8 protein-coding genes are annotated in these 13,040 nt (G+C 47.5%); 7 read left to right on the forward strand and 1 reads right to left on the reverse strand.

From position 1 onward, the window contains the following. Positions 1–39: 39 nt before the first annotated feature. Positions 40–4,737: a DUF5057 domain-containing protein gene (locus tag QW71_RS20300; RefSeq protein ID WP_083442636.1), complete on the reverse strand. Its 4,698-nt coding sequence runs from the start codon at positions 4,735–4,737 to the stop codon at positions 40–42. Between the two features lie 367 nt (positions 4,738–5,104). Between QW71_RS20300 and QW71_RS20305 the strand changes: the two genes are divergently transcribed. The 7 genes from QW71_RS20305 to gspM all read left to right on the forward strand — a co-directional run bounded on the left by QW71_RS20305 (position 5,105) and on the right by gspM (position 12,865). After that, the gene (locus tag QW71_RS20305) at positions 5,105–6,769 is read left to right on the forward strand and encodes a GspE/PulE family protein (protein WP_039302758.1); all 1,665 of its coding nucleotides are present in this window, start codon (positions 5,105–5,107) and stop codon (positions 6,767–6,769) included. A 24-nt stretch (positions 6,770–6,793) separates the two neighbouring features. Next, positions 6,794–7,843 carry a type IV pilus twitching motility protein PilT gene (locus QW71_RS20310; RefSeq protein ID WP_083442637.1) on the forward strand — a complete coding sequence of 350 codons (1,050 nt, stop codon included), beginning with the start codon at positions 6,794–6,796 and terminating at the stop codon, positions 7,841–7,843. Beyond that, positions 7,843–9,048 (forward strand): type II secretion system F family protein, encoded by a 1,206-nt coding sequence (locus tag QW71_RS20315; RefSeq protein ID WP_039302761.1) that lies wholly within the window; start codon positions 7,843–7,845, stop codon positions 9,046–9,048. The genes QW71_RS20310 and QW71_RS20315 overlap by 1 nt, the downstream gene beginning before the upstream one ends. A 192-nt stretch (positions 9,049–9,240) precedes the next feature. Next, a complete protein-coding gene (locus QW71_RS20320) occupies positions 9,241–9,729 on the forward strand; it encodes a type II secretion system protein (RefSeq protein ID WP_052770104.1) in 489 nt (162 codons plus the stop codon). A 135-nt stretch (positions 9,730–9,864) separates the two neighbouring features. Beyond that, positions 9,865–10,614, forward strand: coding sequence for an A24 family peptidase (locus tag QW71_RS20325; RefSeq protein ID WP_039302764.1), 750 nt, complete (start codon positions 9,865–9,867; stop codon positions 10,612–10,614). Positions 10,615–10,629: 15 nt separating this feature from the next. After that, on the forward strand, positions 10,630–12,258 hold the full coding sequence (gene pilM / locus QW71_RS20330; RefSeq protein WP_039302767.1) for a pilus assembly protein PilM: 1,629 nt from the start codon (positions 10,630–10,632) through the stop codon (positions 12,256–12,258). Further along, complete coding sequence (gene gspM, locus QW71_RS20335; RefSeq protein ID WP_039302769.1) at positions 12,242–12,865, forward strand: type II secretion system protein GspM; 624 nt, start codon at positions 12,242–12,244, stop codon at positions 12,863–12,865. Before pilM ends, gspM begins: the two co-directional genes overlap by 17 nt. Positions 12,866–13,040 lie beyond the last annotated feature (175 nt).

Here is a 13,040-nt window from a genome sequence, read left to right on the forward strand (position 1 = left end):
ACTGGATGCTGGCCGGGGTTTCTTCATGGAGCTGTTAAATTAGTAACGGTCTTCGTTAAGTACGTTGACCATGACGGAAGATTTGATTGAAGGATCATCTTTGAATATGACGGTAACTTTTGCAGATCCTTTAATCAAGCCTGTAATTTTGCCGTCAGAAGACACTTTGACCACTGCCGGGTTGCTGCTGCTCCATTCCAACTTGTCTATTACGTCCTTCAACTCTATATCCTCCGGGTACAACGTAAGGTACTTGGAATCACAGAGGTCACGGGAGTTTTCTTTTCCCACACCAATATCGATGGATTCAATTAACTTCAGGTTAGTCAATCGGGTTCCCACAGTTACATTGAATATTGCCTCGACTGGGTGATCTGCTGGCGCTCCCTTCAAGGAGGCCTTCACTACCACCGGCTGGTTGATATCCGTAACCTTTAGGCCAGTCAGTTTAATATGACTGCTACTGTCTGGTTCATCAGTGAATGTTGCGTATGTGCGACCGTCGCCTAAAAAGCTCCAATCATATTCAGCCGGATCGTAAGGTAATGGTCTAACGACCCTAATCTTTAATGAGATTGTATCGTTAACATTCACTGAAGGTGGTCCTTCAATGACAAACTCTTGGACTGGATTGGTGAAGGTAACCGTAACTTCTCTTGGTTCAGAACCAGTTGGGAAAGCTTTGGTTTTGGCGATTGCAGTTAGTACGACTTGACCGGATTGGGAAGCTACTAAGGTAGCGTAATCATTAAGTGAGTTGGTGGAATCGACATTCAGCACTGCCCCCGCCGTATTACTGTCGGGCTTAATCGACCATTCATAACCCTTGAGGGTATCATTTACGGTATTATAAGTGGCCCAGTATTCGTTCGGTATGCCAACAATCCCCGTTGGATAACCAGAGATATTAAGTGCCGGTGTTATGACTTCAACCTTGGCTGTAGCTGAGAAGGTAGTTCCAACAATATCTCTAACTGTAAGTGTAATAGAGGCTTCACCCTGTACTATTCCTGTGACAATTCCTTCTTGCGAGACTGTTGCTACGGAAGGAGTGTCTGAAACCCATGTATAGGTAGGATTACTTACGTCCAAGGGAATAATATCAGCCAGAGGCAGCATGTTCAGGCTGGTGTTAACTCGAATGGTGGCATCACTCAAAGTAACACCGGTTAATTTCACAATTGCATCGAAGCTCAGTGCATCGAACTTCATTGTCACTCTAGCCAGAACCGGGGCAGGAGTAGGACTCGGTGCCGGTTCCGCGGTCGGTACTGGTATTGCAGTTGGTGCAGGTGTTATGACTGGCGTTGGTGTAGCTACTGTTACAGGCGGCAATGTACCGTTAAATACCCCCAGCTTCAGATAACCGCCGTTATCTGTTCGCAGTGATTTCGCAATAAGTGTGCCCAGCATTTGGCCATTATCGAATTGAACGTTGGCTAAAGGAGCAAGTACCGTTGCTTTTACTGCTACACCGTTAATGGTAAGAGATGTAGCCTGAGGAAAGTTCATAATAATATGGTTATTTTGTATATTTGTTAAATCGAATCCGCCACTGATGTTTATGATTTGTCCTAAGACATTAATGACAACCGTTGAGCTTTGTGGTGCATTGATTTTGACGTTATTCAGCGTGCTGGCTGTAACGTTAAACACATTTTGTAAAGCGTCGGTTCCGACAAAACTAAGATCGGTGCCTACAGTGCCATTTGCAGTTAATGAAGTAAAATCAGTAGATTGTGCTAAAAGATATTTTTCGGTTTCTTCAAAATTAATAGGAGTGCCTTTAGTCAATGAACCAGTGACTGAATTGTTAACAGTGACTGTCGAGTTGCCTCCATAAGCCACATTACCATTAACTGTAGCTCCATTGCCTCCGTTAAAGATGAAATTCCCTCCCACTACCAATGAATTACTGAGGGTACCTCCGTTCCCATAAAGACTGTAGCTGGTGAATTCTACGTCTCCAGCCGCAGCGATACGTCCATCCGTATTGGTACTCCTAAGATAAACATTACCAAGAATAAATGCATTGAATTCACTACTAATACTACTTATCGAACTGAATATCTTTGATGAACTTACTGATGCTGGGGTAGCAGTAGCAGCAACTGTAGGTGAAGCAGTTGCAGCAGTACTGGCAGTGGCAATAGGGCTGACAGTAGCACTGGCAGTAGCACTGGCAGTTGCTGTAGCAGCCGGCAGAGAATGCAGATCCTCAAAGCTCAAATTAGAGTTATCAAGCAGATAATGTATCTTCTCAGTAGGTACTGTAGTAACGGTGAAGCTGATACCTGTAGTTACATCAGGCACATAAGTCAGACCATCCTCTGACAAATGATAAGTGAGATTACCGAGATTTTTGGTGATCGTGTAGCCTGATGCAGCATTCCCGCTATGGGTGAGGCCTTCAGCCTCCAAATCATTGAATTTCAGATATGCCGGGAATACCTCTGAATACTGAATGTCTGAGATCACTAACTGTGCAACACCTTTGTCGCCTGCATCTACGGTATTAACCGGAATAGGGTTAGGTTTTACACTATACGTAATGGTAAGAGGCTGTCCTCTTTCCACTGTATCAGAAGAGAGAGAGCGGCTGATAGACAGATTGGAATCTACCTTTTTGACATTAAGCGTGATAAGTTTCGTAGCAAGGGCACCTTGCTTGTCCTTTGCAGTAATCTGAATCTGCAGCTTGCCATCCTCATGCAGAGGATTATTGAAGATTTGAGTTACTGTTTCACCCGAACGGACAATCTTCTCAAGCATTTCATCGACCTTTACGTATGTTCCCTTGTCGGTTAGCTTATTAATCTGTATTGCTGTGATCAGTTCCTTGTCCTTGAAATCAAAATCAGTAGCGGCATAGCTAACAGTCAATTTGTCTTGGTACGTTGGCTTGGTACTCATGTCCTGCGGAGTATAGACGGTAATATCAGGCGCGTGATTGGCGCCGGTGAACGCACGATACATGGTATTGACGAATAACTTCTGCTCCCACTCGGGAAACCTTGTGTTCGTGTGCCCGGTACCCGAGAATGTAATATTGCCAACTGAATAGGTGTAGAAATGGTTATAGCTGTCGTCCGTGTCACGGCTGGAACCTGAAATATTATACCAGGGAATAACATCGGCCCGCTCCAGGTTCAGCGGGAAGAACTGGTCATGGGTCGTAGCCACTGAATACCGGTTCGCGGTCGTACCGGTTGTATCAAGGTTAAACGGGTATTGCGTCAGAAGCCCTTGGTTGACCGAAACTACCTTGGTAGACGGATTCACCGCGTTGCCGCCCAGATAAGTCCGGGGCAAAGCTTGACCAACCATATCGTGGAAGTAAGGGCTCCAATAGTTATAATTATTGGTACTCTCTTGGTAAGGAGCCGTTACCTCACGGAAGATAGTGTCATGTGTAAGCATCAAACTCTGTCCGGTCTCTTTAGCAAAAGCTTTAACCGCCTCTGCAGCTGCCTTGGAGAGCATTGGCGTACTGACACGGTCGTACATATCCTGGAAACCGAAGACCACCATGTCAAATTTTCCGTTCAGGCCTGAAGTTATATCACTTGTACTGGCATGGTCGGTAATATAGGTGTTGAACCATTTCATGTCCTTTGGGGTGATCTGCAACTCGTAATTATCGCTGGACAAATATGAAGTCTGCATATTGTTTGTATTCAACAGGTTGCTGTCTGTCTTGCCCGAAGGCATAACCTGAAGTACTTTGATGACGGGCTTTATGCCCCTATAAAAGATGTTCCCTGTATCAAAGTCTTTCAGTCCGGCAATTGTGCTGATTTCCATTCTCCAATACAACGGCCCTGAGAAAGTAGACGGCAGCGTATAGCTCAATGTATCTGTTGAAGAAGTGATTTCTTTGGTAGCAACTACCGTATCTTCAGTTACGGGCAGAGAAGAGTCCACATTCATATATAATTTGACCCGCACTGATGTTCTTGGGTCTGAGATGTTATCGATCTTGATCGGGAAGACCAGTGTGTCTCCGGACTTATATACGGTAGCAGAACCATCGCTGTAATTATCAGGTTTGTTGGTAATGGTTAGTCTAGGACGCTGCTCAAGAGTGGATAGGTTAGACCAACTGCCATCCTTTATCGCAGCTGTAAGTGTGTTGAGTTCGTTCAGGTTCTTCAGGAAAATTACATTGGAGCGAGTAGCTGTGCGGTAGGGATTGAACGTTGCATACAGGACACCTTGAGTGGTGCTTGTAGTCTGCTGGCTGAAGGTCTCCTCGCGTAGGAAGACATTCAAGCCTTTGCTGATGTAGTAGTCTGTGATCTCTTTAGCTTTGAGGAGGGTAATATCATTCTCGACCGCAGTGGTGTTATGGGCAATCTTGCGATCAGCTTCGGAAGTGGATCCTGTACTTTTAATCAATGTCTTGCTGAATGCACCTTTACCGATATAGACAGCATCGTATTTGCCGTCCCAGTTATCACGCAGGGATACGAAGCGCTTCATAGTCATTGTATCAATCTTGACGTTGGCTAATCCCTGAAGACCATCGAGTTCACTCTTGGGGTATTTATCATTGGCATCCAGTGCCAAGCTTGCAGTGCTGGTTGGATCAGTGATCTCAAGAATACGGATGGTATACGAACTATCTACTACTGCATTGACTGAAAGAACAAAAGAATGGACAAACAAAGCAACTAATATAGCCGCAAATGTACCCCCTGAAACTAGAAACCATGTTCTCCGCCGGAATGATTTCATCTAGCATCTCCCCCGTAAAGATATTAATAATCGATTGGTAGATTTATCGAAACTTTCGCTAAGATTGACCAAGTATTGGAAATCATAATTGTAAAAATAACGGTTATATGCTATATATCATTCTAGGACAATTTACCTCTATAGGCAATCATAATATATGAAAAATTTACCTCAAATTTAAGTAATTAGAACTAGAAAACCATCGAATTTCCGGGAAAATGATTTCTGTAATACGCAAAGGACTACATACAGGAAATCGGTATGAGTTTCCAGAAGGTTAGTAGTTTCGGATCCTTTTTTTGCCAAATTATGTGAGTTTTTAACCGATAAGAAAAATTAAATGGGTGAGAGCTGGAGATGAGTGAATTTGCCAATCATAAAAAAAAGACTGGGAGACTTGCTGGTAGATAACGGCATTATCTCGCAGGAGCAGCTGACCGAGGCTCTGGCGGAACAGCGCAAAACCAAACGCAAGCTTGGCGATCTGCTGATCTCGCAGGGTTATATTACCGAGCAGCAGCTAATTGAAGTATTGGAATTCCAGCTTGGCATACCTCATGTAAGCTTGTTCAAATATCAGATTGACCCGGCCATTACGCAGATTATTCCGGAGAGTATGGCCAAACGCTATCAAGTCCTTCCATTTATGAAGGAAGGCGGCAAGCTGATGGTGGCTATGGCTGATCCGTTGGACTATTTCGCCATTGAGGATTTGCGGATGAGTACAGGGTTCAGAATCGAACCTGCGATCTCCACCCGGGATGAGCTGCAGCGGGCGATTGCCCGGCATTACGGCATGCGTGATTCGATGAGCCAGATGATGGTAGAACTGCCCACCCAGGAAGAAATCGAAGAGACGGAGATTACCGATGAAGATTCGCCTATAGTCCGGCTGGTCAATCAGATGATTCAGCAGGCAGTGGCCTTGCGAGCATCCGATATCCATGTGGATCCAGGTGAGAATAACCTGTCTATCCGTTACCGGATTGACGGCACGCTGCGTACGGAACGTGTAATTCCCAAACAGATGCAGGGCTTTATTACAGCCAGGCTGAAGATCATGGCGAAGCTGAACATTGCGGAGCGCAGGCTTCCGCAGGACGGGCGTATCAAGATGCAATTTGATTACAAAATGGTTGATATCCGCGTGTCTTCACTGCCGACAATGCACGGGGAGAAAATTGTACTCCGGCTGCTGGATCTCAGCACAGGCGTGAAATCAGTGGACAGTCTTGGCTTCAGTGAGTCGAATGCTGCTGTTTTTAGAGAAATGATTGCCAGACCATACGGGATTTTGTTGATTACTGGACCAACAGGGAGCGGCAAAACGACAACCTTGTACTCGGCGTTGAACCAATTAAATGTGGAGAGCACAAATATTATAACGGTTGAAGATCCGGTAGAGTATCAGCTTGAAGGAGTCAATCAAGTGCATGTGAATGCTGCTGTTGGCCTTACCTTCGCAGCAGGGTTGCGTTCAATTCTCCGGCAGGACCCTAATATCGTAATGGTAGGGGAGATTCGTGATACCGAAACGGCAGAGATTGCAGTCAGAGCATCATTAACTGGTCATCTTGTCCTGTCGACGCTGCATACCAATGATGCTATCAGCACTATATCGCGCCTTAGAGATATGGGAGTTGAGCCTTATCTGATTGCATCTTCCCTGATTGGAGTAGTAGCCCAGCGGCTGGTGCGCAAAATCTGCCCGGACTGCAAAGAAAAGTACAAGCCGTCTGAGCAGGAAGCGATCATGCTGCGGAAATACAGTCTGCCAACAGACAGTCTCCATCGCGGACGGGGCTGCGGCAGCTGTAGCACTACAGGTTACCGTGGACGTATTGCCATTCACGAGGTGTTAACTATCGATGACCATATGCGGCAATTGATTACGGATCTGGCATCTGTCGATGAACTGAAAGTTGCCGCCCGAGAACGCGGGCTTGTGCAGCTAATGGAGGATGGCTTCCTCAAGGTTACACAGGGAACCACGACGCTCCAAGAGGTTCTGCGGGAAACGGTATCTCAATAGATAAGATTGCGAGGAGGATAGCCAGTGCCGACATTCACGAGAGACATTATACAACTGCTTCATATGGCCTATACCTCCAAGGCTTCCGACTTGCATATCTCTGTAGGTTCAGCGCCGGTAATACGCATTGATGGAACCCTGTATCCGGTTGAAGGGGAACAGGTCACAGCCGGGGAATCACTGGCAATGGCAGAGGTGCTTATGGAGCAGCGACATAACAGTATTTTTAATGAGACCGGTGAGATTGATTTCTCCTACACGCTTGATAATGGAGTGCGTTACAGAGTAAATGTGTACCGTCAGCGGAGTGGAGTAAGCATCGCAGCCCGGTCTATTCCCGCTGATATTCCGTCGCTGGAGCAGTTATCCCTGCCTCCGATTCTGGCATCTCTGGTAAAGAAGCCACAAGGTCTTATCCTGGTGACAGGCCCTACGGGCAGCGGCAAATCCTCAACGCTGGCGGCGATGATTCATTCCATCAACCAGTCCGAGAGCAAGCATATTGTGACCCTTGAGGATCCTATAGAATTTCTGCATAGCCATGGCAAGTGTCTGGTGGATCAACGGGAAGTGGGGAGCGACACGAACAGCTTCGCCAGCGGTCTCCGGGCAGCATTACGGCAGGATCCGGATGTCATTCTGGTGGGAGAAATGCGCGATTTGGAGACGATCTCGGCAGCCGTTACTGCTGCTGAGACTGGACACTTAGTATTAGCAACGCTACATACGACAGATGCGCCGCAGACGATCGACCGGATTATCGACGCTTTTCCAGGCCATCAGCAGAATCAGATCCGTTCCCAGCTGGCTTCGGTGATGCTGGCTGTAGTCAGCCAGCGCTTATTCCCGAGAGCTTCGGGCCGCGGGCGGTTATGTGCAACAGAGATTCTGGTGAATACGCCGGCGGTTGCCAACCTGATCCGGACGGAGAAGACGCATCAACTGAAGAATGTCATGCAGACAAGCAAGGCGCTGGGTATGCACACACTGGAGATGAACATCCGTGAATATCTTGCGGGAGGGCTTGTACATCCTGCGGCGGCCAAAGCGTATATGAGTGAGGTGAATGGCTGATGGCATTATTCGAGTATCAGGTCAAAACAGCGGCGGGCAGGCCGATCAAAGGCAAGCTTACCGCTACGGATAAGCCGGCAGCCATGGATGAGCTCCGCAAACGCGGTCTGACTGTGTTCTCGCTGGTGGAACGTAAAACCTCCATTCTGCAAATGGATATCTACATAGGTAATCCGGTTAAGACTATCCATTTCATTATTTACTGCCGCCAGTTCGCCACACTTATGCGTGCGGGGGTATCCATCGTAGACGCAACGAGGATACTGGCAGAGCAGACGGACAGCAAACCGTTGCGTAAGGCGCTTCAAGATGTTGGTTCCAGCTTGCTGCGAGGGGTTTCATTCTCGCAGGCAGTTCAGGATCACAAGCGGATCTTTCCACCACTGTTCGTCAGTATGATTCGCGCCGGTGAGGAATCGGGAAATATGGAAGGGACATTGGAGCGGCTGGCGATGTTTTTTGAAAAGCAGCATACAACGACCGAGAAGATAAAATCTGCGCTGACTTACCCGATTACTGTTGGGGTGATGGCTATAGGTGCAGTAATTTATCTGTTATGGGCAATTGTGCCGCAGTTTGTCACCATGTTTGAGTCTTTTGATGCCGAGCTTCCGGCGATTACCAAGATGGTACTGGCACTCAGCAAAAGTATTCAGGGGCAATGGTATTTCTGGATTCTGGGGGTACTTCTCTTAGTAGTTGCCTATCAAATAACTAAACGTACCGAGAAAGGTGCCTATGCACTTGATTACGCCAAGCTGAAGGTTCCGGTCTTTGGTAAGTTGAATCAGAAGGGCTCGATTGCGCAGTTTACCCGGACATTCTCTTCACTCTACGCCAGCTCCGTGCCCATCCTCCAATCCCTGGCTATTGTAGAGGAAGTGGCAGGTAATAAGGTAATCGGGCGTTATATCCGCAGTGCAAGTGATTCCCTTAGACAGGGGAATCCGCTCTCTGAGCCGCTTAAGAAGGCATGGGTATTTCCGCCGCTGGTTACACAGATGATTGCCATTGGTGAAGAGACCGGAGCGCTGGATACGATGTTATCCAAGGTTGCTGACTTCTACGAGATGGATGTAGAGAATACTGTTGACCGTCTAAAATCTCTTTTAGAACCACTATTGATTGCCTTCCTGGCGGGAGTAGTCGGGGTGATCGTAGCAGCTATCATGCTGCCGATGTTCAGTCTGTACAGTAATATGTGAACCTTGCGGTTCCTTGCAATTAGTGAGAGGGGTGACGCCGGAAAGGCGGAGCGGAAGCTGAAGCTGCTTCCGCAGGTGCTGGACGATGGAGAGAGCTGCTTCTATACCAAGAGCAATACAGCAGGAAGGTAGCAACATAGGATGAGTTTCTGTCGGAACATCACACACTACTATTATCAAGGGGGAAACGAAATGTTGGCACAGGCAATTAAGAGAAGACTCAGCAAGGAAGAGAATCAGAAAGGGTTTACGCTGATTGAGTTATTGGCGGTTATTGTTATTTTGGGTATTATTGCGGTTATTGCGATTCCTATGATTGGTGGAATTATAAATAATTCAAAGAAGGATTCTGATGTTGCAAGTGCAAATCAAGTTTATAATGCGGCTCGTATGTATATTATTGGAGAAAATGCGGGTGATTTTTCAGTTGCTAAAGTAAAGGCTGTTACGTTGGCGGAGCTTCAAGGTAAGGGGTATCTTGAAAGTCCTACATATCTGCCAAGCACTAAGGAGCCTTTGACTGCAGTGATAGTTAATTTCGATACTAGTGGCAAATTAACTAATTTGACCACTGGTACTAACTCAGGTAAGGCTGTTGTTTTAACTGCTTCTAATGTTAGCAAGAAATATACTGCTGAAGAAGTTTTAAAATCTAAAACGGCATCAACTACGACTCCTTAAATATAAAAGTTTCATCTAAGAAAAACAAAATCACTGGTATATCGTAAAAATTGAATGTAATTAATTCATCTTCTAATGGAATCGGAACCATTCCGATTCCTTTTTTAAAATCCCCGAAAGGGACATTTACCCATCATGACTATATTTATCGCATTCTATATAACTCTACTAGGCCTAACTCTGGGGTCTTTCTTCAATGTAGTGGGGCTGCGGATACCGGCAGCAGAGTCTCTGCTGCATCCGCCATCGCAATGTCCCAAGTGCGGGACGCGGCTTACGCCACTGGATCTGATCCCGGTTCTCAGCTATCTGTTATCGCGGGGGAAGTGCCGGCATTGCGGAACCCGGGTGTCACCGGTGTATCTGTTTGGAGAAGCCGTAACTGGACTATTGTTTCTGGTGATGTATCTGAAATTCGGCCTCACGCTTGAGGGAATTACAGGGATGCTGCTGGTCAGTCTGGCGGTCATTATTACAGTCTCTGATCTGAGATATATGCTGATTCCTGACAAGGTGCTGTTATTCTTTGCGCCGGTATTTCTGGTACTGGTTCCTTTCATGGCGGGAGTCCCGCTATGGTATCATTTGCTTGGCGCTTTAAGTGGTGGAGGCGTTCTCCTTCTGTTTGCCCTGTTTGGGGGAATGGGAATGGGCGACGTCAAGCTGTTTGCACTGCTGGGCTGGATCATCGGCTGGCCAAATGTCATTGTGGCGTTTCTGATGGCTTGCGCGCTGGGCGCCGCCATCGGAGGAATTATGCAGCTGCTAGGCATAGTCCAGCGCAAACAGCCAATCCCGTTTGGGCCTTTCCTGGCTCTGGGTTCACTGCTCTCATATCTGTTCGGTCCGGACATCATCGGCGCATATCTTTCGTTTATCGGTTAGGAGGAACATCATCGGATGCTGGGATTAGGTCAACAAGCGGTCGGGATTTCCATTGAGGAATCCGCCATCCGCTGCGTCAGCTTGAAGAAGAATAAAACATGGGAAGTCCGCAAGAAGAAGGTCCTTCCGCTGCATCCGGGCATGATTGTCGAGAATCAGATTGCTGACGGTGAGTCGCTGCTGGATATCCTTAAGCCCTGGGTTAAAAAACAAGGCCTTCGCGGTTCGAAGGTGTCCCTGGCTATTCCGCCTGCTCAAATCATTATCCGTAAAATGAGTATTCCCAGCACCAATGAAAAACAGCTGGAGCAGCTTGTGAAGCTGGAGGTAGAAACGGGTCTGCATCTGCCTTTTGAAAATCCGGTGTATGATTACGTTACAACAAGCGTGGATGAAAACCAGAGCCATCTGCTGGTATTTGCCGCGCCGCGCAAGCCGATTCAGGATTATATCGATATTCTGGAAGCGGCAGGTTTACGGGTGGGCAGTGTCGAGATTTCCGCTACGGCGTTAGCAAGAAGCATCATGCTGAATCAGGGCGAAGCCTTTGCAGAAACGATGCTGATCCATCTGGAGCAGTCACTGCTGGATATCTATATGTTCCGTGACGGAAATCCCGTCTTTATCCGTACGATTAACGTTGCCGATCTGCAAGCGGGCAGAGCGGAGCCGGTAGCTCCACCTATGCAGGAAGAGATCAAATTCAGGTCGGAGGCCGCCGCTACGCATGAGAGTGTGGAAGAACATCTGTCACCTGAACAGATGCTGGAGATTACAGCTGAAATCTCGCGGATGCTGAACTTCTACCAGTACAGCTTGCACGATGGAAGTACCCGGATCAGCAATGTACTGATTACAGGGACACCGGGCATCCGCAGCCAGTTGCATGAAGAGCTTAGCCAGTCTTTATCCGAACAAGAGATTATTCCGGTAAGTCTGGATCAGTTGGAGATCAGTGCGGCTAGAAGCCAGAACCTGCAATTGAACAGCTACCGGATTGCAACCGGAGCTGCACTGGGTTCAGGTGCACAGCATATTAATCTCTTGCCCCGTGAAGACCGTGAGGCCATGTTATTTCCCTATTTGGCCATTGCACTGGTCGGAATCTGGCTGCTGGGCATAGTGGGCACCGGGATCTTTTATGCAGCGAACAAGGGGCAGATTAACGATCAGTCGGAGCAGATCCAGGGTCTGCAGGACCGGAGCGCATTGCTTCAATTGGAGCTGGCCAAAGCTAATAACGGCGGTTCAGGCAAGCTGGACCGTAAAGCGGCCGTTGAAGAGATCCTGAAGTACAAGCTGAATATTGTTTCTGTATTAAATGAGCTGGCTTCCGGGCTGCCGCAAGGGGCTTCGCTTAGCAATATTGGTTATACGTACCTCAGCTCCATTGACCTGACCGTCAAGATGCTCAAAATGGAGGATGCTTCCGAATATCTCGCTGAACTGCGCAAAATGTCCTTCACGGTTGACGTGAGCATTCAGAAGCTGTCTGAAGGAGATCCGTCCGGAAATACGCAATCTCCAGCGACTCTAACGAGATTCTACACGGCAATATATCATGTGAATTTGGCGAAAAGCACGCAGCAGGATGCTGATGCAGCTAACCCGGGGGAGGCGGATGAAAATGGAACAAATCAATAAATACCGTTCGCCTATTGTGCTGGGGGTTCTTGTCCTGTTCCTGCTGTTGTTCGCGTTCTTCCTTCTGGGGTTCCAGCCTACAAACAGCAAGATTGCGGAGCAGGAATCAGAGATGTCGCAGCTGCAGCAGCAAAACAGCCTCATGGAGAATAAAATAGAAGAGCTGAACCGTTCGACGGTGAATGACGATGCTCAGGATGCGCTTCTGGCCCAGCTTCCGCGCGGTGACGACAGCGAGCAGCTTATTCTCGATCTGCGAGCCATCGGAACAATGACCAATGCCAGACTGAAAGATATCGGGTTCACGCTGGATGATACGAATCCCATTCAGGCTATGACCGGTTCCTCCGAAGTAGTGTTCCCTACCGTGAAGGCCCTGAAGATGACGGCCCTGGTGGAAGGAACTTACACTAATGTGCGAAGCTGGATGACGGCACTCCAGCTTCTGCCCCGCATTATTAATGTGGACGCGTTCAGTTTCCAGCACTCCAGCGATTCCGGCAACATTATTTCAGCCAATATTACTTTTACGGCCTACTATGAGAAGATGTCAGAACCCTCAGAAACTTCGGCACAAGTTGCGGTTCTGGATCAAGAGCAGCCCTGAGCTTAGGCAATCATAGGTAGTACTTATTTTCCCTATATAGTTCCATTTATTCCAGCTCTGGCCCCTATAAACAGGAGGCCGGAGCTTTTTTATGCTGTTTTGGGGTTTAACCGTTTACACATGGGGTAGTATTGGGTATTTTAGCTTACGGGCTATCGTAAGTTATATAGTACTT

This window comes from Paenibacillus sp. IHB B 3415, from assembly GCF_000802655.2.
GTDB classification, from domain to species: domain Bacteria; phylum Bacillota; class Bacilli; order Paenibacillales; family Paenibacillaceae; genus Paenibacillus_AQ; species Paenibacillus_AQ phytohabitans.